This window comes from Tolypothrix sp. VBCCA 56010 (assembly GCF_050875635.1).
GTDB lineage: Bacteria > Cyanobacteriota > Cyanobacteriia > Cyanobacteriales > Nostocaceae > Hassallia.
On record NZ_JBPAOH010000123.1, the window covers coordinates 1 to 23,729 of the forward strand.

The 23,729-nt window shown below is 43.1% G+C and carries 25 protein-coding genes and 1 pseudogene; 11 read left to right on the top strand and 15 right to left on the bottom strand.

All coding sequences use genetic code 11. The features are described from left to right. Positions 1–288, top strand: a 288-nt coding sequence (locus AABK37_RS30195; RefSeq protein ID WP_432555179.1) for a hypothetical protein, incomplete at its 5' end; no start/stop codon positions are given. 36 nt (positions 289–324) lie between these two features. Here AABK37_RS30195 and AABK37_RS30200 read toward each other — a convergent pair. Further along, a complete protein-coding gene (locus AABK37_RS30200) occupies positions 325–1,839 on the bottom strand; it encodes a phytoene desaturase family protein (RefSeq protein ID WP_432555180.1) in 1,515 nt (504 codons plus the stop codon). A gap of 161 nt (positions 1,840–2,000) precedes the next feature. Between AABK37_RS30200 and AABK37_RS30205 the strand changes: the two genes are divergently transcribed. Continuing rightward, positions 2,001–2,780 carry an ABC transporter ATP-binding protein gene (locus AABK37_RS30205; protein WP_432555181.1) on the top strand — a complete coding sequence of 260 codons (780 nt, stop codon included), beginning with the start codon at positions 2,001–2,003 and terminating at the stop codon, positions 2,778–2,780. Between the two features lie 17 nt (positions 2,781–2,797). Then, positions 2,798–4,279: an MlaD family protein gene (locus AABK37_RS30210; protein WP_432555182.1), complete on the top strand. Its 1,482-nt coding sequence runs from the start codon at positions 2,798–2,800 to the stop codon at positions 4,277–4,279. Here the strand turns inward: AABK37_RS30210 and AABK37_RS30215 are convergent. Together AABK37_RS30215 and AABK37_RS30220 are read right to left on the bottom strand one after the other, a co-directional pair. After that, a complete protein-coding gene (locus AABK37_RS30215) occupies positions 4,276–4,425 on the bottom strand; it encodes a hypothetical protein (RefSeq protein ID WP_432555183.1) in 150 nt (49 codons plus the stop codon). The genes AABK37_RS30210 and AABK37_RS30215 overlap by 4 nt on opposite strands. Before the next feature lie 99 nt (positions 4,426–4,524). Beyond that, positions 4,525–4,821 (bottom strand): DUF3288 family protein, encoded by a 297-nt coding sequence (locus AABK37_RS30220; protein WP_432555184.1) that lies wholly within the window; start codon positions 4,819–4,821, stop codon positions 4,525–4,527. A 251-nt stretch (positions 4,822–5,072) separates the two neighbouring features. Here AABK37_RS30220 and AABK37_RS30225 point away from each other — a divergent pair, with 251 nt between their 5' ends. Continuing rightward, positions 5,073–7,520, top strand: a complete 2,448-nt coding sequence (locus tag AABK37_RS30225) for an ATP-dependent Clp protease ATP-binding subunit (protein WP_432555185.1) — start codon at positions 5,073–5,075, stop codon at positions 7,518–7,520. Between the two features lie 339 nt (positions 7,521–7,859). Here the strand turns inward: AABK37_RS30225 and AABK37_RS30230 are convergent. After that, a pseudogene (locus tag AABK37_RS30230) lies at positions 7,860–9,365 on the bottom strand (NF038130 family PEP-CTERM protein). 472 nt (positions 9,366–9,837) lie between these two features. Between AABK37_RS30230 and AABK37_RS30235 the strand changes: the two are divergent. Both AABK37_RS30235 and AABK37_RS30240 read left to right on the top strand, forming a co-directional pair. Beyond that, positions 9,838–10,110, top strand: coding sequence for a type II toxin-antitoxin system HicB family antitoxin (locus AABK37_RS30235; RefSeq protein WP_432555186.1), 273 nt, complete (start codon positions 9,838–9,840; stop codon positions 10,108–10,110). Positions 10,111–10,123: 13 nt separating this feature from the next. Further along, positions 10,124–10,318: a hypothetical protein gene (locus tag AABK37_RS30240; protein WP_432555187.1), complete on the top strand. Its 195-nt coding sequence runs from the start codon at positions 10,124–10,126 to the stop codon at positions 10,316–10,318. A 353-nt stretch (positions 10,319–10,671) separates the two neighbouring features. On the opposite strand, the gene AABK37_RS30245 is transcribed toward AABK37_RS30240, so the two are convergent. Continuing rightward, on the bottom strand, positions 10,672–10,833 hold the full coding sequence (locus AABK37_RS30245; RefSeq protein ID WP_163519205.1) for a hypothetical protein: 162 nt from the start codon (positions 10,831–10,833) through the stop codon (positions 10,672–10,674). A gap of 829 nt (positions 10,834–11,662) precedes the next feature. On the opposite strand from AABK37_RS30245, the gene AABK37_RS30250 reads away from it, so the two are divergent. Then, positions 11,663–11,878 carry a hypothetical protein gene (locus AABK37_RS30250; protein ID WP_432555188.1) on the top strand — a complete coding sequence of 72 codons (216 nt, stop codon included), beginning with the start codon at positions 11,663–11,665 and terminating at the stop codon, positions 11,876–11,878. A gap of 810 nt (positions 11,879–12,688) precedes the next feature. Here the strand turns inward: AABK37_RS30250 and AABK37_RS30255 are convergent. The 4 genes from AABK37_RS30255 to AABK37_RS30270 all read right to left on the bottom strand — a co-directional run bounded on the left by AABK37_RS30255 (position 12,689) and on the right by AABK37_RS30270 (position 14,550). Next, positions 12,689–13,072 carry a hypothetical protein gene (locus tag AABK37_RS30255; protein ID WP_432555189.1) on the bottom strand — a complete coding sequence of 128 codons (384 nt, stop codon included), beginning with the start codon at positions 13,070–13,072 and terminating at the stop codon, positions 12,689–12,691. Positions 13,073–13,634: 562 nt separating this feature from the next. Beyond that, positions 13,635–14,012 carry a hypothetical protein gene (locus tag AABK37_RS30260; protein WP_432555190.1) on the bottom strand — a complete coding sequence of 126 codons (378 nt, stop codon included), beginning with the start codon at positions 14,010–14,012 and terminating at the stop codon, positions 13,635–13,637. Then, positions 13,957–14,274 carry a hypothetical protein gene (locus tag AABK37_RS30265; protein ID WP_432555191.1) on the bottom strand — a complete coding sequence of 106 codons (318 nt, stop codon included), beginning with the start codon at positions 14,272–14,274 and terminating at the stop codon, positions 13,957–13,959. Before AABK37_RS30265 ends, AABK37_RS30260 begins: the two co-directional genes overlap by 56 nt. Positions 14,275–14,334: 60 nt before the next feature. Further along, positions 14,335–14,550, bottom strand: coding sequence for a hypothetical protein (locus AABK37_RS30270; protein ID WP_432555192.1), 216 nt, complete (start codon positions 14,548–14,550; stop codon positions 14,335–14,337). Positions 14,551–15,024: 474 nt separating this feature from the next. Here AABK37_RS30270 and AABK37_RS30275 point away from each other — a divergent pair, with 474 nt between their 5' ends. From AABK37_RS30275 to AABK37_RS30290, 4 genes are all read left to right on the top strand, one after another. Continuing rightward, positions 15,025–15,357: a DUF433 domain-containing protein gene (locus AABK37_RS30275; RefSeq protein ID WP_432555193.1), complete on the top strand. Its 333-nt coding sequence runs from the start codon at positions 15,025–15,027 to the stop codon at positions 15,355–15,357. Next, on the top strand, positions 15,354–15,536 hold the full coding sequence (locus tag AABK37_RS30280; protein ID WP_432555194.1) for a hypothetical protein: 183 nt from the start codon (positions 15,354–15,356) through the stop codon (positions 15,534–15,536). The genes AABK37_RS30275 and AABK37_RS30280 overlap by 4 nt, the downstream gene beginning before the upstream one ends. After that, entirely contained in the window at positions 15,526–15,702 is a 177-nt protein-coding gene (locus AABK37_RS30285) for a hypothetical protein (RefSeq protein ID WP_432555195.1), read from the top strand. The genes AABK37_RS30280 and AABK37_RS30285 overlap by 11 nt, the downstream gene beginning before the upstream one ends. Before the next feature lie 109 nt (positions 15,703–15,811). Further along, on the top strand, positions 15,812–16,108 hold the full coding sequence (locus tag AABK37_RS30290; RefSeq protein ID WP_432555196.1) for a hypothetical protein: 297 nt from the start codon (positions 15,812–15,814) through the stop codon (positions 16,106–16,108). Between the two features lie 31 nt (positions 16,109–16,139). Here the strand turns inward: AABK37_RS30290 and AABK37_RS30295 are convergent, their stop codons facing one another. The 6 genes from AABK37_RS30295 to AABK37_RS30320 form a co-directional block, all read right to left on the bottom strand. After that, entirely contained in the window at positions 16,140–18,104 is a 1,965-nt protein-coding gene (locus AABK37_RS30295) for a tetratricopeptide repeat protein (RefSeq protein WP_432555197.1), read from the bottom strand. Further along, complete coding sequence (locus tag AABK37_RS30300) at positions 18,061–18,312, bottom strand: NB-ARC domain-containing protein (protein ID WP_432555198.1); 252 nt, start codon at positions 18,310–18,312, stop codon at positions 18,061–18,063. The genes AABK37_RS30295 and AABK37_RS30300 overlap by 44 nt, the downstream gene beginning before the upstream one ends. Before the next feature lie 60 nt (positions 18,313–18,372). Beyond that, positions 18,373–18,750: a hypothetical protein gene (locus tag AABK37_RS30305; RefSeq protein WP_432555199.1), complete on the bottom strand. Its 378-nt coding sequence runs from the start codon at positions 18,748–18,750 to the stop codon at positions 18,373–18,375. Between the two features lie 99 nt (positions 18,751–18,849). Beyond that, on the bottom strand, positions 18,850–19,830 hold the full coding sequence (locus AABK37_RS30310) for a formylglycine-generating enzyme family protein (RefSeq protein ID WP_432555200.1): 981 nt from the start codon (positions 19,828–19,830) through the stop codon (positions 18,850–18,852). Between the two features lie 13 nt (positions 19,831–19,843). Next, entirely contained in the window at positions 19,844–21,217 is a 1,374-nt protein-coding gene (locus tag AABK37_RS30315) for a sulfatase (protein ID WP_432555201.1), read from the bottom strand. Between the two features lie 878 nt (positions 21,218–22,095). Then, positions 22,096–23,607 (bottom strand): tetratricopeptide repeat protein, encoded by a 1,512-nt coding sequence (locus AABK37_RS30320; protein ID WP_432555202.1) that lies wholly within the window; start codon positions 23,605–23,607, stop codon positions 22,096–22,098. Positions 23,608–23,729: the final 122 nt, after the last annotated feature.

Below are 23,729 nucleotides of genomic sequence, written 5' to 3' on the forward strand. Positions count from 1 at the left end.
TTGTATCGAGTGACAATGGGATTGCATCGAGTGACAATGCGATTGTATCGAGTGACAATGCGATTGTATCGAGTGACAATGCGATTGTATCGAGTGACAATGCGATTGTATCGAGTGACAATGCGATTGTATCGAGTGACAATGCTGTACTACTCCCTTCCCGCTACAAGATTACCTATCTTCTTTCTCTTCTTCCTTTGTGTACTTCGTGTCTTTGTGAGTCCAGCCCCCGTCTTGGCGGTTTCCGTCACGATGGGGGACTGGCGAACCCGAAGGGCGGTTCGTTAAATAAATATTTTTCGAGTGGGAAGGGAGTAAGATATATTAAAAATGCGATAAATTATCTAATAATTCTGCTGTTTGCTCTGGCTTAACCAAAGTATTCGCGCACAAAATGCCAGATGCAGCCACCGCCGGTACACCGATTCCTGGCATAGTGCTGTCACCCACACGATACAATCCAGAAATGGGGGTGTGCGTGCTAGGAAACATTCCCTTACCTGCTGCGATCGCTGGACCATAAGTTCCCTGGTATCTTCTGAGATAATGAGCATGAGTTAAAGGTGTGCCAATCAGTTCTAACTCTATGCGATCGCCAATATCTGGGATAATTCTTTCTAAAGCGCGATATAAAGATTTTACTCTTTCTTGCTTCTTCTGCTCATACCCTTGATTCCGTTCCCATCCCGCATAAGGTTCTAAAGTATAAGCATGAACTACATGATGTTTTTCTGGTGCAAGGGAAGCATCCCACACGCTAGGAATCGATATCATGCAAGTATTTCCCGGTAAAGTAATATCCTGCTGTGCATCGTGAACTACCACATGATGTCCCGTCAAATTCTCCAAGCCTTCGCTACGAATGCCTAAGTGTAAATGCATAAAACTATCTAACGCTGGTGTATCTAGCGAAACTTTACGGGAAGATGCGGGTAAGTCTTCCGGACGCAACAACTTAGTGTAAGTATCCCAAATTGTGGCATTAGAAATTACCACAGGCGCTTTGAGAATTTCACCATTTTGTAACCTGACGCCAACAACTTTACCAGATACTAAAATCTGTTCAACATGACATCCCAACCGCAATTTAGCATTAAATTTTTCTAATCCCCGCACCAAAGCCTTGACAATTGCTCCACTACCTCCTATTGGATATTCAACTCCAACGCGATCGCGTTCACCTAACATAAAAGCTACCTCTGGGGCAATAGTCCCATGTGCCTTTAAACCAGACAGTAGAAAGCATTCTAAATCGATCAGCCGTCGCACCCAAGCATCTTTCACTGTTGCATCCATCACATTACCCACAGAAGCTTGAATAATCGGCAAATGGGGGAGCATTTTCGCCAAAGATGGCAAATAATCTTTTAGTAACACCAAAATCAACTGCCAATCTGTTCTCAAAGCCATAGTGGGAATGCCTTTCATCGCTTCATAAAGCGGTAACAAACGTTCTTCAAACCGCTTTAATTCTCTAGCACCTTGAGGCGTAATTTTCTCCACCTCATGACGGTAACGCTCAGTATTGCTATAAACTGCAAAAGTGCCTTCCGGAAAGTGATAATGTCCTAAAGGATCGTATGACACACATAAAAGGGATTCGCCTAAAACATCGAGAACTTGTTTGAGAGGATTTAAACTCTGGGCATCAGTCAGACCGCAGTAAAAAGAAGGACCGGAATCAAATTCAAATTTTCGTCGTCTGAAGCTATGAGCAGCACCACCAGCAATTGTATGGCTTTCACACACAATTACTCGCTTGCCATAACGTGCGAGTAATCCAGCAGCACACAATCCGCCGATACCGCTACCAATGACTATGACATCACAATCTTGCATTTTTGTTAGTTGTTAGTTGTTAGTGGTTAGTAGTTAGTGGGAGCGGTAGAGACGTTCCACTGGAACGTCTGTACAAATGTTAGTGGTTATTTGCCCAATGCCCATTGCCCAATGCCCATTAAACAATTGCCCCATGCCCAATGTCCCATGCCCAATTCCCAATGAATAAACCATTAATTGAACTTAAAGGCGTTTCTAAGTCGTTTGGTGACAATAAAGTTTTAGACAATGTAGACTTGACAATTTACCAGGGAGAAGCATTAGGGATTATTGGTCCTAGCGGTACTGGTAAATCAACAATTTTACGGGTAATTGCAGGATTAACGGCTCCCGATGCCGGAGAAATTTATGTACAAGGGGTACGGCGAGAAGGTTTGATAGAAGATGGTGCCGATCCGGTTGGGATTGGGATGGTGTTTCAGCAGGCAGCATTATTCGATTCATTGACAGTCGAGCAGAATGTGGGGTTTTTACTTTATCAATACTCAAAAATACCGCGATCGCGCATTCGAGAACTGGTAAATGAAAAATTAGACATGGTAGGTTTGTCAGGAATCGGTTCGCGCTATCCTAGTGAACTTTCTGGAGGAATGCGAAAACGTGTTTCTTTTGCGCGTGCAGTTGTGTTTAACCCAGACAAACCACAAGACGCACCAGCAGTTTTACTATACGATGAGCCGACAGCCGGACTTGACCCAATTGCCTCTACAGTTATAGAAGATTTAATTCGCCAATTACAATGTACTCAAGGAGTCTGTGCTTCTTATGCCATTGTGACCCACCAAGAGAGTACTATTCGTCGTACCGCTGACAGAGTTATTTTTCTCTATCAAGGTAAAGTGCAGTGGCAAGGTAGTATAGATGAACTTGAGAAAACAGAACATCCTTTGATTAGACAATTTCTCAGTGGGAGTGTGCATGGACCGATTCATGTCGGCTAGATGGCAGAAGGAGAAAAATGCGATCGCGAACATTTAGAGAAGGTTCTGTAGGGTTATTGCTTTTGGCAGGATTAGGGGTATTTGGAGTGATTCTGCTGTGGTTGAATAGAGTTACTACATCTCAACGTTCATACAAAGTTATTATCGAGTTTGCTAACGCCACCGGAATGCAAAAGGGAACACTTGTTCGCTATCGCGGGGTGAAAGTAGGCAGTATTTCTAAAATTCGACCTGGTTTAAATAACGTTGAAGTGGAAGTTGATATTTCTCAACCTGAGTTGAAAATCCCCCGTGATGTATTAGTTGAAGCTAATCAATCCGGTTTGATTAGCGAAAGCATTATCGACATCACACCAAAAGCAACGTTAATTCAAGCGACTGATGTCGCTAAACCCACAGAAAAAAATTGCAATCCGCAGATTATCGTCTGTAATGGATCTCGCTTAAAAGGTCAGGTTGGCATCAGCGTTGATGAGCTGATTCGCAGTTCAACAGCGCTATCTGTTGCATACAGTAATCCGAAATTTTATAACAATGTCAATAAAACCCTAGAAACTGCCTCTCAAGCAGCCGTCAGTGTAGCAGCTTTAAGTCGAGAACTCCAGGTTTTAAGCAAAAATGCACAACAACAATTAGGCACATTTTCCGCCACAGCTAATTCAGTGCAACGGGCAACAGATAAACTTAGTACATCTACCAATCAAACAGTAAATCAATTCGGTACGACAGCAAGGCAATTTAGCACAACTGCACAAGAATTTGGTACAACCGCAAAAACTATAAGTTCAACCGCAAATCAAGCAAAAAGTTTGGTGACAAATCTCGATAATTTGGTGACAACAAATCGCTCAACGCTAGTTGGTACATTAAATAATCTTAGTCAAACCAGCCAGCAACTGCGCGTTACAGTCAGCAGTTTATCACCAACTGTCAATCGCTTTACCCAAGGAAAATTACTGGAAAATTTAGAAACTCTCTCAGCAAATGCAGCGCAAGCGTCAACAAATTTACGCAATGCTACCCAAAGCTTCAACGATCCAAATAACCGACTGCTATTGCAACAAACTTTGGATTCGGCACGGGTAACATTTGAAAATACCCAAAAAATTACATCTGATTTAGATGAGTTGACCGGCGATCCCGCTTTTAGAAATAATTTACGGCAATTGGTAAATGGTTTAAGTACTTTGGTTTCTTCCACAGAGCAGATGCAACAGCAAGTGCAAATTGCTGATACTTTAGACTCTTTGAAAGCATCTGTTAATAAATCAGATTTGGTTATTTCTAGCCCAACAACCCAAAAGGTGATGATTATTGATACATCATCTGCTACTTTTAAAAGTGCTGCCAAAAAGCCAGAAATCACAATTAGTTCAAGTACTTTAACTTCATCCCAAGCACGCTTGTTGAAGCAGTTGCGCGAGTATAAAAAGCAGCAAAATCAGCTTACGTCTAAACAGGCAGAGCAGACGGGATTTAGGCTGACAACTGATAACTAAGCATGGGGCATTGGGCAATGGGCAATGGGCATTGGGCAATGGGCATTGGGAAAAAGGTAATTGGTAATTGGGCATTGGGGAGGCAGTGCGTTGCGGAGGTTCCCTCGGTTGAAGCACCTGCCGTCGGCTCTGCCGACTTGAAGCATCTGGCGTCATTGGGCATTGGGAATTAAAGAAGTTCGGTGATGCGCGAGTGGGTGAATAAATACGATTCTTTCCATGCCCAATGCCCCATGCCCCATTACCTAATTCCAATCTTGTTCTTCTTTTTTGCCGCGACTTGTGTAAATCTTGGCAAAGTTGTGAATTTGGCGGGTTTTCTGATAAAGTTCTGCTTCCGTCAAACCCCAAGTAAGCAAGACTCGATCTAAAGTCTGTTGAATGTCTCTCGCACCTGGAAAGCCTTGATAACGAATTCGCAGTCTGGCAAGTTCTGCCAAATTGTAATCTGTTGGCTCTTGAGATAGTAAACTATCTATTAGAGGGCGATCGCGATTGTAAAGCGGATGTTGTTGCTCTTTACCTGTGGATGCGTCTGTCATAGTTTATACTCATTTTTCATTTGATATTTTGTTTGAGTCAAGAGTTAAAATTTCAGAGTCACTAATCCCTTTGTCTTTTTGTCTCCCCACTTCCCCCTCAAGACGGCAACCACACCTGAGCCTTACGGCTCTCACTACTGCCACTTCACTTTAAATAAAGATACATTGTCCTTAAGAAAATACATGAAAGTTTAAAAAGAGTGAAGATTATTTCACTCTAAGCCTAAGCAGCAAGGGAGCAAGAACCCGTTATGTTTGAACACTTCACTTCCGAAGCCATTAGAGTAATTATGTTAGCTCAGGAGGAAGCTCGACGCCTGGGGCACAACTTTGTAGGCACAGAACAGATTCTCCTGGGCTTGATGGGAGAAGGAACTGGGGTGGCTGCTAAAGTGCTGACTGAGTTGGGTGTTACCCTCAAAGACGCACGTCGAGAAGTAGAAAAAATCATTGGTCGCGGTACTGGCTTTGTACCACCAGAAATTCCCTTTACACCGAAAGTAAAAAGCCTGTTTGAGCAATCATTTAAAGAAGCTCGCAGTCTGGGACACAACTACATAAATACAGAACATCTACTTTTGGGATTGACCGAAGCTGGTGAAGGTGTTGCCGCTAAAGTCCTGCAAAATCTAGGAGTTGAGCTACAGAGTGTTCGCAGCGCAGTCATTCGCCGCTTGGGTGATGATGCAAGCGTTACCGCAGGTGGTGGTGGTCAAAGACGCACCCAAAACCTGAGTGTAGAAGAGTTTGGCAGAAATCTCACCAAACTAGCCAAAGAAGGCAAAATTGACCCTGTAGTTGGTCGAGAAAAAGAAATTGAACGTGCCGTGCAAGTTCTCGGTCGCCGCACCAAGAATAACCCAGTATTAGTTGGCGAACCGGGAGTAGGTAAAACAGCGATCGCCGAAGGTCTAGCACAACGCATTATAAATCAAGATGTGCCGGATATTTTGCAAGACAAGCAAGTTATCAGCCTAGACATGGGATCGCTAGTATCAGGTACTCGCTTCCGTGGTGATTTTGAAGAACGCCTGAAGAAAATCATGGAGGAAATCCGCACGGCGGGTAATGTCATCCTCGTGATAGATGAAATTCATACGCTTGTTGGTGCTGGTGGTACAGAAGGCGGTTTGGATGCTTCTAACATCCTCAAGCCAGCATTAGCGCGGGGTGAACTTCAGTGCTTGGGAGCAACCACACTTGATGAGTATCGCAAGCACATCGAGCGCGATGCGGCTCTAGAGCGTCGTTTCCAACCGATTATGGTCGGCGAACCGACTGTACAGGAAACCATCGAGATTTTACAAGGTTTGCGGAGCGTTTACGAGCAGCACCACAGAGTCACAATTTCTGATGCAGCGCTAAAAGCTGCGGCTGAATTGTCAGACCGCTATATTAGCGATCGCTTTCTCCCAGATAAAGCCATAGACTTGATTGATGAAGCCGGTTCTCGCGTTCGTCTGCGGAACTCGATGTCCTCTACCAACAAAGAACTCAAGCGCCAATTAATCAGCGTTTCCAAAGCTAAAGACGAAGCCGTTAGAGTTCAAGATTTTGACAAAGCAGGACAAATGCGCGACCAAGAGTTAGAAATTGAAGCGCAACTGCAACTAGAATCACAAAACGAGACATTCCACGGCATCGTTGATGAAGAAGACATCGCCCAAATCGTCGCTTCTTGGACTGGTGTACCCGTCAACAAGCTGACCGAATCTGAGTCAGAGTTGCTTCTACACTTAGAAGATACTCTCCACCAACGGCTCATCGGTCAAGAACAAGCAGTCACTGCCGTATCTCGCGCCATTCGTCGCGCTAGAGTTGGCTTAAAAAATCCCAACCGTCCGATCGCTAGCTTTATTTTCTCTGGTCCTACCGGAGTCGGTAAAACCGAGTTAGCAAAATCCTTAGCGAGTTACTTCTTCGGTTCCGAAGAAGCAATGATTCGCCTCGATATGTCGGAATACATGGAACGCCACACCGTTTCTAAGCTAATTGGTTCGCCTCCTGGTTATGTCGGATACGACGAAGGCGGACAACTAACCGAAGCCGTGCGCCGCAGACCATACACAGTGCTGCTTTTCGACGAAATCGAAAAAGCACACCCCGATGTATTCAATATGCTGCTGCAAATCTTAGATGACGGTCATCTCAGCGATGCGAAAGGTCGAAAAGTGGACTTTAAGAACACTTTGATTATCTTGACTTCTAACATCGGTTCTAAGGTGATTGAAAAAGGTGGCGGTGGTTTGGGCTTCGATTTCACCGAAAACGCAGCCGATGCAAATTACAACCGCATCAAAACTTTGGTGAACGAAGAATTGAAAGCTTACTTCCGTCCTGAGTTCCTCAACCGTCTGGATGAGATTATCGTCTTCACTCAGTTGAACAAAGAAGAAGTCAAGCAAATCGCCGAAATCATGCTGCGCGAAGTTGCAGGTCGCTTGACCGAAAGAGGAATTATCTTAGAAGTCACAGAACGCTTTAAAGAGCGTGTGGTACAAGAAGGTTATGACCCCAGCTACGGTGCTAGACCCTTACGTAGAGCGATTATGCGCCTTTTGGAAGATTCTCTCGCCGAAGCAATGCTATCCGGTCAAGTCGTTGATGGAGACTCAGCTATTGTTGACGTTGACGACGACGGTCAAGTGGTAGTACGCAAGACAGAAAAACGCGAGTTGTTATTAGCGAGTGTTGGCTAATCGATTGAATCAAGTACAAATGAAATGCTAATCGTGTTAACCCCTGGTAGAAATACTAGGGGTTTTTTGTCGGGCTGGTAACAACTTTTAACTAATATAGCGGTTCTGTTGTTGGATGCAATACACAACGATACCGCAGCGTAGGGACAATTCATGAATTGTCCCTACTATATAAAAAGCAAGTAGGGGTAGAACTGAAATTCTACCCCTATTTTAAATTTATAATTAATTTATGACTCCTAAATGCAATCTGTCCTCACACCAGATTTATCTCAATTGAGTTGCTGAAAAGTTGCCAAAATCAACTTATTAAATTTAGCAAACTGTGAAGTACAAAACTTATGCGTTTTTCACACGCTTGCGTCGAGAAGCAACTACTAAACCACCGACAGCAACTAAACCGAAAATGGCTGAAGGTTCGGGTACAGTTTTGTAAGTCTTATTCCAAGAATAGATGCCGGTGTGAGATGTGGTGTCAGTTGTTTTATTGCGATCGCCTGCAATTGCACCGGAATCAGTTGCGCTGAAGCTAAAAGCGTAGTCAACTTGATCGTTGAAAGTTATTTTGGCAATTTCACTAACTTGGAATGGTGTATTTGTTAAGAATGCTGTTTTGGCTAAATTAAACAGCATCGCATCAAAGATTTGATTTCCTGTAGAGTTCCGAGTTTTGTCAGGTGATGAGCCGAGATAATTTGGGTTAGGGATGTCTTTGTTGTAAGTTGGATTGGGGATATCTTTGTTGTAATTTGGGTTGGGAATGTCTTTGTTGTAAGTCGGGTTAGCGATTTGTTGATTGTAAGTTCGATTGGTGATTTGTTTGCCGAAAGTTGGGTTAGTGATTTGTTGATTGTAAGTTGGGTTAGGAATTTGTTGATTGTAAGTTGGATTGGTGATTGGTTTGCCTAAATTTTGGTTAATGATTTCTTGATTGTAAGTTGGGTTGGTGATTTGTTTGCCATTTTTGACTATAGTTTGTCGCGTATCTATAATTGTTTTTCTCGTATCTATAATTGTTTTTTGCGTATCTATAATTGTTTTTTGCGTATCTATAATTGTTGCTCGCGTATCTTTAATCGTTGCTTGAGTATCTAGAATCGTTGCTCGCGTATCTTTAATCGTTGTTTGTGGATCTTTAATTGTCTTGCGAGTATCTACAATTGTTTTTCGGGTATCTACATATTTTCCGGCTACATCTAAGTGTCCAACCAAATCAACTTTCAATTCACCAGTTTTTTTGTTTAAAGTGACATCCCCAATATTAGCATCGCCAGCGGAGTTGAAGCCGGTGGTTTTGAGAGTGGTAACTAAAAAATCAAAGTTATTATTAAAATCTTTGAGCATATTAGAACCAGCAATTGTCGGAATGCTTGACATTAATCCACCGTAAGCATTGCCAAAGCCTTTTAATTATGCTGTTGCTAATGTACCATCAGCCCAGTCATCTTTAGTGACACTTTCTACCTTCAGAGTATTCTTGCCAAAATTAGCAGTGAAGCCAACATGGTCTTTGACAGTTTCACCATCTGTAAATAGTTCAACGTTGGTAGCGCTATCGTTATCTGTTAAAGCTGCGATCGCTTTATCAATGTTACCTTTGTTGTTGTAATCGTTTAAAACTCGTCGGTTCGCACCACCAATACCGGTGTTATCGGATTCCGCAGAACCATAAGTCCAGGTATTGATGTTAGCTTTATTCGCATCTGTGTTTTTGACACCGTTGGTGGTGAATTGAATATTAGTAGGTTTGGTAAGGTTGGTAGCGAAAGCTGGAGTTGAAGCGATCGCGCTCATGCTTGCTGCTACCGTTGCACCAACCAATAATTTTTTGATAGTTACTGTCATAGTTATCTTTCTAATTTTTGATGTTGCGCGAATCTGTTTACTTGCAACAGATTCAGCCCTTTCATTAGCTAATTTAATTTTTATCCACTTTAATCGGGTAAAGTTGAAGTGAATTTATGAGGCTTTTTAGCTTCAGAAAAAGGCGTTTTTATACTGACAGTATTTAGTAATTTTACGCAAGTAAAACTATTTTCAGTATTTTCGCGAATATAAGCTTTAGGAACACATTGGTGATGTTCACTCATTATTGTTGATGTTGCGTATTGCCCTTTTTCTTCCAGGGTGAGGCTACACAAATAAAGCCCGCTTCGGTGCGGGCTAACTTTCGCTGATTATTATCGAGCAATAATATGAGCAAAAGCGAAGAGGAGTGTTATGGGTATTGTCAAAACAGAACTACTCAAAGTGTTTAGTTTTTGTGGTTAAATAAAGTTAAAAGTACAATCAAACTTGTAGAGCAGCGCGAGATTTAATGACTGTAAGGTTTATTTTGAGTGATTATGTTGAGCAAGCGATCGCACAAGCGGTTTACGACAAATTAGAAGATGGAACTTTTGCCGGGAGAATTCCCGAATGTAAGGGAGTAGTCGCGTTTGGTTTGACTTTGCGCGAGTGTGAAGATGAGTTACGCTCAACACTGGAAGACTGGATTTTGCTTGGGTTGAAATTGGGACATTCTTTACCAGTAATTGATAATATTGACCTTAATAAGGAGCCGACCCTTGAGCCGATGGACACCCTGTAAGCGTCGGGATTTTGTGCAAAAGTTACGGCTGCTAGGCTTTGAAGGTCCTTTTTATGGAACTAAGCATCAGTTTATGACTTACGCGCAACATCGCTTAACTATTCCCTCTAATGATGAGTATTCTGTACCGCAGCTGCGGATGATGGTTCGGGAAATTGAGGTAATTCTAGAACGGGAAATTACATTTGAAGAATGGAATAGTCTTTAAGGTATTCGGTTTGTATATTTATTTTAAATATAATGCGCGATCGCATTGCAGACTCATGCGATACCTACGGTAAGCTACGAAGATCGCATGAGTGTGGTTTAATAATTTTAGGTGTAGTTAGGTTTGATGGCTTAATGAATTTTCACAGCACTCATGCGATCGACCGGGTTAGCTTTAAGCTAATTCATAATTATTAATTCAGAATTCATAATTAAAAAGGCTTTGTACAAGCTGCTTGTATCACGCAGTCCTGTTTCAGGTAAGGTTTAAATCCCCATCACCAAACATAATTATGAATTATAAATTATGAATTATGAATTTTTAAAGGCATACCCGGTTTTTTGACGTTTTACCTACCGCAGGAGGTACAAGCAATCTTCACGGCGACCACCGCCGCGATAAGTACAATCACTCATTGCATTAGGTAAGTCATAGCTGGGTGATTGGTAGGCATCTGCTAGCGCTGGCATCGTAAAGGCGATCGCGCTAATCAACAAAACTGCTAAAATTTTCATTGGTTTAGCTACTCGGATATTTAATTCATCAGGAGTAGTCAGCTAATACCGGGTGCTTTCTCAAAATTTGTTCAGTCTTAAACTTTGACTAATAGCAGTTTGGTGCGGTTGAACAGGTCGCAAGCGCGATAATTAAAAAAATCAGCATTTTTTTTGAGCAAGTAAATATTCACACCTGCTACGAATTGCTGCTGTAAATGTTCATCACAGCAATCAAAGTTAGTAAACCAAAAAGTTCACCCATCATAGCGATCGTGCCTGGTGGTACGCGAGATTTTCAAAAAATAAAATATACGAATGTAATGTGCCGCACAGCAGACTCATGCGATACCTACGGTAAGCTACGAAGATCGCATGAGTGTGCTTTAATCGTTTTAGGTGGAAAAGTGACTGTGTAACATTAGCTGAAAGTTGAGCTTCAACACTGCAAAATCCGAGTTGAGAACTTCATCGTTGAGGCTGAGAAGTTGAATTTTACTGCTTTGAATCCCCAGATGAATGATAAGGCATATGCTAAAAAAAATTTTAGAATACTGGCTGTCTTTACCCTAAACACTCATAACCTATTACGATAATTCGTATGGCTACCCCCAAGGACGCTGGTATTTAGCAGGCTTACTCTGCCTGGGATTTGCTTTTTACTATACGCTGTTCAACCTCCTCACATTTTCACTTATTCCGCACTAATGCGGTTTACCTGACTCAGGTAGTAGTTGACCCAAATATCCGCCGATGCCAACTGAGCGCCAAGTCTCCAAAAGTTGGGCGAAATCCCCAATTTCCAAGTAAGTTATAATCTAAAAAATCACTAAAACCACAAACTGCAAAAATGGTTTATACTACGTCGTCAAGTTCTACTGACAGTCAAGAACTATTCTCCAAAATAGAAATTAGTTATGGCAGAAATTCACATCCCGAAGAAGTTGACGTTGTTATTGTCATGTCTAATATCCCCCGACCACAAATAGAAGCCGCGTTATATAAAATTCAAGAACACGTACGCACAAATATTCCCACACTTTTTGGGCAACCACCCCGCTCTTAAATATGATTAAATCTCGGTAGAGCGCTTACTCGCTTCAGGCAGTAATTGACCTAAATACCCACCGACACCAACTGAGCGCTAAGTCGCCAAAAGTTGGGCGGAAGTTATGGTCTGCGATCGCGATCGACGAATTGAAATAAATCTCTGTCAAAAGCATGGTTTTGGATTCCAAGCACTTGCTTAACAACTCGTTCACCTTCTGTTTTGCTTTTCACTAATAATCGGAAATCGTATCCCCGTTCTAAGTCCAAATAAGTGCATTTATACCAGCCTTTTTCCCAGGTAAAAGGGTGTAGCTAAATCGGCTTTGATTTTTCTAGCTAAAGATTCTGCCTTACTTCTGCTAATGGTTTCGCTGCTTTCATTCATTAACCTAAACCCTATTTCTCCTATTGCTAGTGGTAAACCACTATCTTCGGTTTCTTGGCTCCAAGGTTCAAAAAAGTAAAGCTTGACTTGTGGTTTAAATTTGGCACATGATTGTAATTATTGAACTGGAATGCCATAAATAGGTGACTGAAAAGATTGTGCGTGTCCTACTGTTACTTCAAAAAGCCACATCCGCATCAAAGTCATAGTTGCGGTGTCTTCATCTTTAATAACACAAGCGTGTTTTCAAGCTGCTTTTGGTGTCGAAATATCATGATCCTCTTGATTTTTAAAGTAATTTCTAACAGCTTTGTTATGGTCAAGTATGACCATATTTTGCAAGTGTTCCCATTCACTAAAATTTTCTGGTAAGGGCATTAATCATCAGCCTCTTTATCACTATTGTTAATTTCTTTACCAGCGCTAGCTATTTTACTTTTTTCAATAGATAATCTTTTTTTGATTTGTTCTTGCATCTGTTCTCTCAAGAGTGCGTTTATAAAGTACTCTGTTGTCAGGAGTAAACTGTTGATACTCTTGTTTAGTCTCATAAATAAAGTCTCCTGCTTGAAAATTTCCTGACCATACATTCTCGTTTGCAGACATTCTCGGAATTTCTAAAAATACAGTATCAATATCTGTATAAGTTGTATTTTGATTTCCATCGTCCGAGTAATTAGTTTCGTATTGAGTAAACACAGAACGAAGTATTCCGGATGCGGTTGTAACTTCTACAGGAGGGTTGTAGCTGACAATTCGACCTTCACGACCGCCGGTGAGCGAGAATAGTACTTCAGCAGCAGCGTTTTCACAATAAAGTGTCATTTTCGGATTAATCGATAACTAAAGTTGGAAGCTGACCAAAAATAATAATTGCCGCCATTTACGTTTATCAGTGTAGTAAAAATGTTGAAGTTAGTATTACTATTATTTAAAGTGTATATTTCATTAATAGGAATTGTGTTTAGATAAATTGTGTTCGCCGCTAAATTATTAATTGAAAAAAAACGAGTACTGTTGACCCATATTCCCTTCAAAAAAAACCAAGTTAGTGCATTTGTAGAAGTAATGGCAACGGCAGAGAATAATTTGATAGTTATCTTGTCAAGCCAAATGTCGTAAGCATCGTTAAAAGCGCAAGTATTGTCGATACTAATTACTCCACTTCCACGCCCTATCATCCTCGTGTATAAATTTTTATAATTACTTCTCCATTGCGAATTTGTATAACTCTAAGTTTCAATTAAAGCGCCATTACTATCTAATTCATTCCAATTTCGCGCTCGGACTCGTAAGGCGGCACCGGACGGAAAGCGTCAAACCCGCATCTGTATTTGTACATGCGGTTTTGCGGGAGTCACTCTCTAATTACAAAGCAGAGTCAAATTCAGTTTGGATGTTTGCCGATCGCACCGGCGACAAACCAATAACCCTCAGGTGGGCTGATATGATTCTTCGGGCTGCTGTTGAAAAAGCCGGTCTTGCGGCTAAGGGGTTGGGGGGTTAGGTCAATTCTTTCATCCCCAATTAGTTTTCGCAACAACTCCAGCGCGGCTTGTGGTTGCAGCACATCTAATGGTAATTTAGAAATCTGCCCGAAGTGCTTTCTGGTTGTCATCAGCACCTTAAATCGGGAGGATGACGGCGGTAAATACGGCACAATTTCCTTATATATAGTGACGTCATCCAGCACTAGCAACACTTTACCCTCACGCCAGCGCTGCCAGCAGTATTTTACCTGCCCGACTAAATCCAAATCTGTCAAGGGGTTTAATTCTAGGTGAATGCGAGCAAATTGCACCACCTGCGCTCCCGACATCACCGCTTTTAACTTGACACCAGCAAATCCCACCACAGTAAAATTCGCGCTGCTTGAGTGCATATTGCAACGCTAGTTCTGTTTTACCCACGCCACCCATACCAGCGATCGCCGCGATCGCCACAGAGTGATTTCCCTGCAAGAGTTGGTGGAGAAGTTCGAGTTCTGTTTCACGTCCGACAAACTCCGTCACCCCACTCCAGGGCAAATTATGCGGTATTATAATGGGGGGATTTAACTTTGTCCGTTCCCGTTCGGACGAATACAGTCAAAAGATATTAGTACCGTTAAAAGTATTTCCCTGAAAGACGTTTTTAATCGATTCAGCTAACTTTGTAGAATTGATGACGCCTGCTGGTTGCGAGTTGATATCATTTGCTAATTCTTTGACTTTTGGCGCAACTTGTGCACCGGCGTTTGCTGCTGCTTCTACAGACCGCACTGATTGAGCAATTTCGCTATCTTCGTCTGCTGCTGCTTTCAACTCCAGTACAGCTTTGCCATAATCTAATCGCTCTTGGTTTTCTGGTGTGGCATCCGCGAGAAATGGTAACTTATTTTTATGGCGTAGCTGTTCGATTAAGTTATGACTTTCGTTTAATGCAGCTTCTCCAAGCTTTTCGCCTGTTTTTTCTAAGGCTTTAGTGAAAACTATTGTGGCGATCGCGCTTTGCTACAGCTGTGATTGTTACAGGTTCCATGCAGCAAGCTATTAAGTACAAGATTACAGTTATATATATCTTCAAGTGTAAGCTTGTCTTCTCCGGTGGTTCATTAAAATATGGTAAGGAAGGTGCGGACTTCAGTCCGCACTACGAATTAAGATGTAGAGATGCCAATAATTGCGGAACGTCTCTACGATCGTTGCGATATTTATGGTTTTTTAGGCGAAGACTTGCCAGATTTTAACTTTTTAGTAAAGGTAAGATGGCATTAAGTTCTATTTACGGGTAGACCGATGCTATTAGAAGATTATTTTGACTTTTTATCACCCGATGATATTCGGTTGAAAGGACACCGCATCGGCATTGACAATGTATTTGATTATTACTTAGAAGGATATTCACCGGAAGAAATTGCAGCTAATTTGCCTTCTTTGAAGTTGGAGCAGATTTACGCTACTATTACTTATTATCTGCATAATCGCGCCGAGATTGATGCTTACTTGTCACGTTTGACAAGGTGGCGCGAACAGCGTTACCAAGAATGGGCTGCAAATCCTTCATCTGTGGTAGAACGTTTAAGAGCAGTGAAGGCTCAAAGAACTCAACCGCAGGTGAATACTTTGTGAAAGTGCGTTTCTTGCTAGACGAAAATTTGTCACCTCGTTTGAAAGTGGCTGTGCTGCGTCTCAACCCTAATATAGACATCTTGCGTGTGGGTGAAACTAATGCACCGCAACTAGGAACACTCTTATCCGGATGTGTTGTTATATCTGGAGCGATCGCAAAGGCTCTTGGTGACAGATAATCGTGCTAGTATGCTTGCTCATATAAAAGCACATTGGGCAGCAGGCGGACAGATTTGGGGACTATTTTGGCTGCGGGACAGGATACCATTAGGAGAACTGGCACAAGAACTTTTGCTGGTTTGGGAGACGAGTGAGGCAGAAGAATGGATAAATCGGCTCGAATAAATTCTATTTTAGGGTAAAAAGGCGATCGCTTTTCCTGGTTAAATGCTTTTAGGTGGAAGATCGACTGTGTAACGCGATCGTTCAACCTCAGAAGTTAATAATTCAAGCTTTGAGGTTCATCATCCGAGTTCAGAACACGAAACTTGAGCTTCTGAGGGTGAATGTTGAGCCTCTGAAGGTGAAAGTTGAGCCTCTGAAGGTGAACGTTGAGCTTCTGAAGGTGAACGTTGAGCCTCTGAAGGTGAACGTTGAGCTTCTGAGGGTGAAAGTTGAGCCTCTGAAGGTGAAAGTTGAGCCTCTGAAGGTGAACGTTGAGCTTCTGAAGGTGAACGTTGAGCCTCTGAAGGTGAACGATGAGGCTCAAAGAGTGAAAGTTCTGTGTTGGAACACGAACAGCCGAGTTTAGAACTTCATCGTTGAGGCTGAGAAGTTGAATTTTACTGCTGTGAAGCGATCGCAGCGCGAAGACTTGCCAAATTTTCACGACAAGTGATAGTGTGGGGATGATTTACACCTAAGCGTTGCTCACAAATATCTAATGCTTGGAGGTACAAAGGTTCGGCTTCGCTGTAACGTCCTTGGTCAGAGTAGAGTAACGCCAGGTTGTTGAGGCTAAGTGCAACATCGGGATGTTCTTCTCCTAGCAGGCGTTTATCAAGTTCCAATGCTTTTATTGAAAATGTTTCTGCTTCACTGTAGCGACCTTGTTCTCTATACATATAACCTAGAGCGTAAATGGTATGTACTAAAAGAGGATGATCTTCTGGCAGTAGAAACTGTTTGAGTTTCAAAGCTTGGAGAAACAAGGGTTCTGCTTCGCTATAGCGTCCTTGAGCGCGGTATATCAAAGCCAAATTGTGAATATCTGTAGCTAAATCAGGGTATTTTTCTCCTAAAAACTGCTTATCTAGTTCTATTGCTCGGAGTGCTAGAGGTTCGGCTTCAGTATAGCGTCCTTGATAATAGTAAAGTAACGCCAGGTTGTTGAGGCTTTCTGCGACAGCGGGATGTTCTTCTCCCAACAGATGTCGCCGAAGTTGCAAAGCTTGCAGGTGCAACGGTTCGGCATCTGCGTAACGTCCTTGAAAACGGTAGAGTTCCGCCAAGCTGTTGAGGCTAGTTGCAAGATAGGGATGTTCTTCTCCCCGCAGGTGTCGCATTAGTTGCAAAGCTTGTTGGTACAGCGGTTCGGCATCTGCGTAACGTCCTTGGGATTTGTAGAGTGATGCCAAGTTGTTGAGGCTAGTAGCGACATTGAGATGTTCCTCACCCAAGCGCTTTTTAATGACTTTTAAACACTCTTCCAACCAAGGTGCTGCCTTGTCATACAACCCCTGACCATAGTAAAATCGAGCGTTACCGTAGAAAGCCCAAATTAAATCTTCATCGCTAACATATTGAATCAGATTCTTCGCTACTTCTGCTAAATGAGGTATGGCAGGGGAGACGGCGGTGATTAACTCAAGGGTGGGGTTATAAGGAATATCCTTGATTACTGCTATCATGACTGCGGCAAATGCTTGTTTAAGATCCCCCGAATCTTCCTCAAAAGGTGGTGCTTGTAACTTCGCTTGAAAAAATTCGCGCAGCAGTGGATGCAGTTGATAAATTCCCTTTTGTTTACGCTGTAGCAAATGCAAATTCAGCAGCTTACGATCCCGACTTTCTTCTAACTCCTCTGCATCCACATCGGGTAAGCAAGATTCTACCAACTCCCAAGGTATCGGTGCAGCAGCAAATAAACTCAGCAAACAGGCTAGTTGCTTATCTGTGTCGTTTAATTCTTGCCAACTTAACTCAAAGGCTGTTTCTACACTCCGCTGTGCTGTCATATTTTCTTCTGGCTGAGACAAAGAACGTTCTTTGAGTTTCTTTTTCTCCAATCTTTGTAACATTTCTGCCAGGGATAAATCTTGTTTTCTGGCGAGATAGCGCCCTACTAACTCTATTCCTAAAGGTAAATATCCCAACCTTTCACAAAGTTGCAAGGCTACCACTTCACCGATTGACCTCTCCCCTAACCCCTCCCCTTGCAGGGGAGGGGAACTGAACTCCCCCTTCCCTGCAAGGGAAGGGGGCAGGGGGGTTAGGTCAACTCGTTCATCGTCAACCAATTCTCGCAACAACTCCAGCGCCGCTGGCGGTTGCAACACATCTAATGATAACTTCTTAATCTGCCCAAAGTGCTTTCTGGAAGTCAACAACACCTTAAACCGGGTGCATGATGGCGGTAAATACGGCACAATTTCCTTATATATAATGACATCATCCAGCACTAGCAACACATTACCCTCACCCCAGCGCTGCCAACAGTATTTCACCTGCCCGACTAAATCCAAATCTGTCAACGGGTTTAATTCAAAGTGAATGCGAGCAAACTGCACCACCTGCGCTCCCGACATTGCCGCTTTTGACACCACACCAGCAAATCCCCCCAGAGTAAAATTCGCGCTGCTTGAGTGCATATTGCAACGCTAGTTCAGTTTTACCGACACCACCCATACCGGTAACGGCGGCTATTGCCACAGAATCATTTTCCTGTAATAATTGGTGGAGAAGTTCGAGTTCTTTTTCCCGCCCGACGAACTTTGTCGCCCCACTCCGGGGCAAATTATCTGGTATTTTGTTGAGAGGATTTAACTTTGTCGGTTCCGGTTCCGACGAATTCTGTCAAAAATTGAAGGTATTGCCAGAAATAGTATTAGTTCCGCCTTTAACGTTGATACCTTGCCAATTTTCAATAATAGATGTTGTTAATTTAGGTTCGGCTGACTTCGCCACATCTGCAACAGCTTCCCGAATTTCCGGATCTTTCTTTGCTGCTTGCTCAACTTGCTGTCCAATTAAATGAGCTTGACCATAATCTAGAGGTCGTGTTTGAGCTAGTTCTACAGCATTTGCGATTGATGGTTCTTTACGCTTGAGCAGCAATAACAACTTCTCGCCTTCATTCCAAGCTTTTTCGCCGATGATTTCGCCAGTTTTCTCAAAAGCTTTGACGATGACCAAGGTAGCGATCGCAGCTGCTGTTAGTGTAGCAGGTTCCATAAACTAACTTATAATATTGCATTAGTTCTAGATTATAGATACCACTTTATCTCGGAAAATCCCAGAAAATACTTCAAGTCCATTATCTGGCTTGTGGGTCTACACATTGACTACACAACGAAATCCGATATGACACGTTGAGGTATCTATTGTTTCTGGATGACGTGCGGCTGGTCGATAACGCTGGCAGTAGTTGGGCGCACAGAGGAAGGAACCACCTTTAAGTACCTTTCTAGATATTTGTGCCTGCACCATATTTGGGTCAAAGCTCTCTTCTTGTGTTCCGCCTTTGGGGTTGACTGGAATACAACAAGATTTCTTCTTGTTTTCTGGGTGAGAGTCTCGATACCAGTCAGTTGTCCACTCCCAAACGTTGCCTATCATATCGTACAAACCATACCCATTTGCAGGATACGAGCCTACAGGTTCTGCTCCAGGGGAGCGCTGCTTTAAGTTTTGCCAGGGGAACTCACCTTCCCAAGTGTTAGCCATCCGCTTGCCTTTGGGGGCAAATTCATTGCCCCAAGTGTAGACAGCACCTTCGAGACCACCGCGAGCAGCAAATTCCCACTGTGCCTCTGTTGGCAGCACTTTGCCTGCCCAAGCTGCGTAAGCAACAGCATCTTCATAAGCAACATGCACTACAGGATAATTTTCTCGCCCCTTGATAGAACTTCCAGGTCCTGCTGGATGTCGCCAGTTAGCACCAGGCACATAGATCCACCAGCTACACGTTTGTAAATTTACTGGATGGTTGGGCTGCTGAAATACAGCCGAACCTGGTACTAACAGTTCCGGTATGGCTCCTGGATAATCTTCTGCCTTTGGTGGACGCTCGGCTACTGTTACGTAGCCAGTTGCTTTCACAAAACGTTGGAATTGCTTGTTGGTGACGGCGTAGCGATCCATCCAGAAGCCATCTACACGGACAAGATGGGCTGGAGCTTCCTCTGGGTAGTGATGGTCAGACCCCATTATGAAAGTGCCGCCCGGTATCCAGTTCATGTCTTTATCAGGGACTTTACCAGGACGCTTGGCAGCGATTTGCTTGTCAGATTTACCAGATGAAACTTCTTGCATGAATGACTTTTCCTTAAACTGGGTAAGGCAGTACTTGTTCATTCCATTCCTCAAAGCGATCGCGCAACCGCTGGAATACTCTGGGATTATTATCTTTGAGGTCAGTTTCTTCGCCTTGGTCATTGGCAAGATTAAATAGATATTCGTTCTCTCCCTGACGCAAGTACTTCCAATCTCCGCTTCGGACTGCTGCTTGGAGTTGACCTGAAGGACGCCCACCGACATTAGATTTATAGCGCCAGAACAGTGTTCGCGGGGAAACAGGTTTTTTGCCCAGAAGGACTGGAAGCAAATTTCGACCATCAAGTGGATAGTTGGGATCGGGTAAAGTACCTGTTGCTGCCAGAATTGTTGCTGTTAAGTCGAAAGTGATAATAACTTGGTTATTTACCTTGTTGGGTTGAATCACTCCGGGCCAGCGGATAAAAGTGGGAACTCGTATACCACCTTCGTACAAACTGCTTTTTCTCCCTTGAAAAGGTCCAATATCAGAGAATCTCTCACCCCCGTTATCACTGGCAAAAATGACTATGGTATTATCAGCCTGCCCAGAATCTTTTAAAGCTTGCAAGACTTTACCAACTCCGTCGTCCAAACTTTTTAAGATTGCAGCGTAAGTTTCTTTTGACCCTCCAGCAGTGAAAGCATTTGAATTGTAGAAAGTTCTACTCAACTCTTCATCTTCTGGTCCTTCCCAGGGCCAGTGGGGTGCATTGTAATGAAGGCTAAGGTAAAACGGTTGATTGCGGGGTCTTTTGAGGAATTCAACAGCACGCTCAGTATACAAGTCTGTAGCATAACCAGGTTTTTCTACAGGCACCTCACCTTCATAGAAGTCAAGTTCTCCATCCGTGCCTTTGTGGGTAAAATAGTCGATCGCTCCACTATAGTTTCCAAAGAACTCATCAAAGCCACTCTTGAGTGGACCGTAATCTGGAAGAAAGCCAGCGTGCCATTTACCAACTAATGCTGTCTCATAACCTTTAGCTTTTAAAAGGGAAGCGATTGTTGGCTGTTCCGGCGGTAATCCTACATTGTCACTTTCAACTAGAGGTTCTTGAAGACCAACTGGCAATCGCGCTGGATAACGACCTGTAAAAAAGCCGATCCGTGTTGGCGTGCAAACAGTTTGCGCTGCATAGGCATTGGTGAAGCGCGTACCTTCCCTTGCTAACTGGTCTAAATTTGGCGTTTCATAGGTTTTTCCATAAATACCAATGTCGCCCCAGCCCAAGTCATCCGTCAAAATGAACAGTATGTTCGGACGCTTTCGTTTGGCAGCTATAGCGGAAAAAACGCTCGAACCTCCTAATGTCAAGATTGTACTGGCAAGTGTAGCCTGCACAAACTGGCGACGACCAATTGCTTGTAGTTTGTATTTATTCATTGATTTCTCTTCCAATTACTCTGCGATTATGTTAGTCATGCCGATTCCAGCCTGAGTGATTACACTTCAGACTTGTTGGACAATACTTCTGATCTACTGGCTAAAAATGGATTAATACTAGATATCTGCCAAGAAACTACTGCAACTTGGTAGACAAACCGTATTTTGTAACTGAAGACATAATTGCACAGATAAATGCATGAAGCAAGTATTTTTTTAATAAATTATCTGGGCAATGAACGTCGCTGAATCAAAATATGAATTAGGCGATCGCATCGCATACAACTTGCAGCTACTACGTCAGGTTATTAGTATTTTGCGATACTTAAAATATATGTATAATAACGAAAAAATGTATCGTATTTAGACGCATAAAGCAGCGTTTTATAAGAGTTTGAGAGTTTTTTACGTAAGTCATAACTCTTATTGCTTTTCTGGAATTTGCTACAAACTTGTGAAATGCTGTACTAAGATGTACAGATGATTTGGGACTGGATAAAAAGGCGATACCTACGGTAAGCTACGAAGATCGCTTTTCCCGGTTTAATAAGTTGAGGTGGAAAATTGACTGTGTAAGGCGATCGTTCAAACTCAGAAGTTGATAATTCAAGCTTTGAGGTTCATCATCCGAGTTCAGAACACGAACATTGAGCCTCTGAAGGTGAACGTTGAGCTTCTGAAGGTGAAACTTGAGCCTCAAAGGGTCAACGTTGAGCCTCAAAGGGTGAACGTTGAGCCTCTGAAGGTGAACGTTGAGCCTCTGAAGGTGAAACTTGAGCTTCAAAGGGTGAACGTTGAGCCTCAAAGGGTGAAAGTTCTGTGTTGGAAGGAGAATAGCCGAGTTTAGAACCTCATCGTTGAGGCTGAGAAGTTGAATTTTACTGCTTTGAAGTTATCTCAGTGCGAAGATTTGCTAGATTCTCACAACACTTTATAGTCCAGGGATGATCCACCCCTAACTGACGCTCAAAAATATCTAACGCTTGCAGGTACAACGGTTCAGCTTTGCTGTAACTTCTTTGGGAGTAATAGAACTTCGCTAAGTTGTTGAGGCTAACTGCAACATCAGGATGTTCCTCACCCAACAGGCGTCGCCTCAGTTCTAAAGCTTGCAGGTGCAACGGTTCGGCTTTGCTGTCACGTCCTTGGGAAGAGTAGAGTACCGCCAAGTTGTTGCAGCTAGTTGCAACAAGAGGATGTTCTTCACCCAGCAGGCGTCGCCACAATTCTAAAGCTTGCAGGTACAACGGTTCGGCTTTGCTGTAATTTCCTTGGGAGTAGTAGACAAACGCCAGGTTGTTAAGGCTACCTGCAACATCAGGATGTTCCTCACCTAGCAGGCGTCGCCTTAGTTCCAATGCTTGTTGGTACAATAGTTCGGCTTCGCTGTCACGTCCTTGAGAGTGGTAGAGTGCCGCCAGGTTGTTCAGGCTTAGTGCAACATCAGGATGTTCCTCACCCAGCAAGCGTTGCCTCATTTCTAAAGCTTGCAGATGCAACGGTTCGGCTTCGTTATAACGTCCTTGGGACTTATAGAGTTCCGCCAGGTTGTTGAGGCTAAGTGCAACATGAAGATGTTCTTCTCCCAGTAGGTGTCGCCTCATTTGCAAAGCTTGCAGATACAACGGTTCAGCTTCGTTATAACGTCCTTGGGAGTGGTAGACAAACGCCAGGTTATCAAGGCTAGCAGCGACATTGGGATCTTCCTCTCCCAGCAGGCGTCGGTTCATTTGCAAAGCTTGCAGCAACAACGGTTCGGCTTCTGTGTACCGTCCTTGGGAGTCGTAGAGTAACCCCAAGTAATCGAGGCTTTGTGCGACATCAGGATGTTCCTCTCTCAAGCGCTTTTTAGTGACTTCGAGACACTGCTTCAACCAAGGTTCTGCCTTGTCATACAACCCCTGAGCATCGTAGAATTTAGCGTTACCCTCCAAAGCCCAGATTAAATCTTCATCGCTAACGTATTGAATAAGATTGTTAGCTACTTCTGCTAAATGAGGCATAGCGGGGGACACAGCAGTAATTAACTCAAGGGTGGGGGTTTGAGGAATATCCTTGGCTACTGCTACCATTACCTGACAAAGCGATCGTTTTAGTTCCTCTGCCTGTTCTAAACCTGTAAGCTTATATTGGAAAAACTCTCTTAGCAGTGGATGTAGTTGATAAATTCCCTCATCTTTGCGCTGGAGTAGATGCAAATTCAGCAAGATATCATCTCTAATTTCTTCCAAATCTTCCGCATCTTCTTCTGATAAACACTGTTCCACCAACTCCCAAGGTATGGGTGCGGCGGCAAATAAACTTAATAAACAGCCCAGTTGTTTATCACTGTCATCTAATTCTTGCCAACTCAACTCAAAAGCTGCTAACACACCTCGTTGTGCTGTCATGTCGGCTTCTGACTTAGATTTAGCTTAAAACAAAAGAAGCCTCACGTCTCACCCTGTACTCAGGGGAGCGTGAGATGAATTTTGGGCAATGACGAATTGACCAACGAACGATATTGAACGCA

Coding starts and splice junctions, on each gene's coding strand:
- AABK37_RS30305 (WP_432555199.1), bottom strand. CDS start 18,750: ATGGAACCTGCTACACTAACAGCAGCTGCGATCGCTACCTTGGTCATC.
- AABK37_RS30245 (WP_163519205.1), bottom strand. CDS start 10,833: ATGAAAATTTTAGCAGTTTTGTTGATTAGCGCGATCGCCTTTACGATG.
- AABK37_RS30225 (WP_432555185.1), top strand. CDS start 5,073: ATGTTTGAACACTTCACTTCCGAAGCCATTAGAGTAATTATGTTAGCT.
- AABK37_RS30255 (WP_432555189.1), bottom strand. CDS start 13,072: ATGACACTTTATTGTGAAAACGCTGCTGCTGAAGTACTATTCTCGCTC.
- AABK37_RS30250 (WP_432555188.1), top strand. CDS start 11,663: ATGGTTTATACTACGTCGTCAAGTTCTACTGACAGTCAAGAACTATTC.
- AABK37_RS30200 (WP_432555180.1), bottom strand. CDS start 1,839: ATGCAAGATTGTGATGTCATAGTCATTGGTAGCGGTATCGGCGGATTG.
- AABK37_RS30310 (WP_432555200.1), bottom strand. CDS start 19,830: ATGCAAGAAGTTTCATCTGGTAAATCTGACAAGCAAATCGCTGCCAAG.
- AABK37_RS30215 (WP_432555183.1), bottom strand. CDS start 4,425: ATGCTTCAAGTCGGCAGAGCCGACGGCAGGTGCTTCAACCGAGGGAAC.
- AABK37_RS30320 (WP_432555202.1), bottom strand. CDS start 23,607: ATGACAGCACAACGAGGTGTGTTAGCAGCTTTTGAGTTGAGTTGGCAA.
- AABK37_RS30315 (WP_432555201.1), bottom strand. CDS start 21,217: ATGAATAAATACAAACTACAAGCAATTGGTCGTCGCCAGTTTGTGCAG.
- AABK37_RS30295 (WP_432555197.1), bottom strand. CDS start 18,104: ATGTCGGGAGCGCAGGTGGTGCAGTTTGCTCGCATTCACTTTGAATTA.
- AABK37_RS30275 (WP_432555193.1), top strand. CDS start 15,025: ATGCTATTAGAAGATTATTTTGACTTTTTATCACCCGATGATATTCGG.
- AABK37_RS30210 (WP_432555182.1), top strand. CDS start 2,798: ATGCGATCGCGAACATTTAGAGAAGGTTCTGTAGGGTTATTGCTTTTG.
- AABK37_RS30235 (WP_432555186.1), top strand. CDS start 9,838: ATGACTGTAAGGTTTATTTTGAGTGATTATGTTGAGCAAGCGATCGCA.
- AABK37_RS30205 (WP_432555181.1), top strand. CDS start 2,001: ATGAATAAACCATTAATTGAACTTAAAGGCGTTTCTAAGTCGTTTGGT.
- AABK37_RS30220 (WP_432555184.1), bottom strand. CDS start 4,821: ATGACAGACGCATCCACAGGTAAAGAGCAACAACATCCGCTTTACAAT.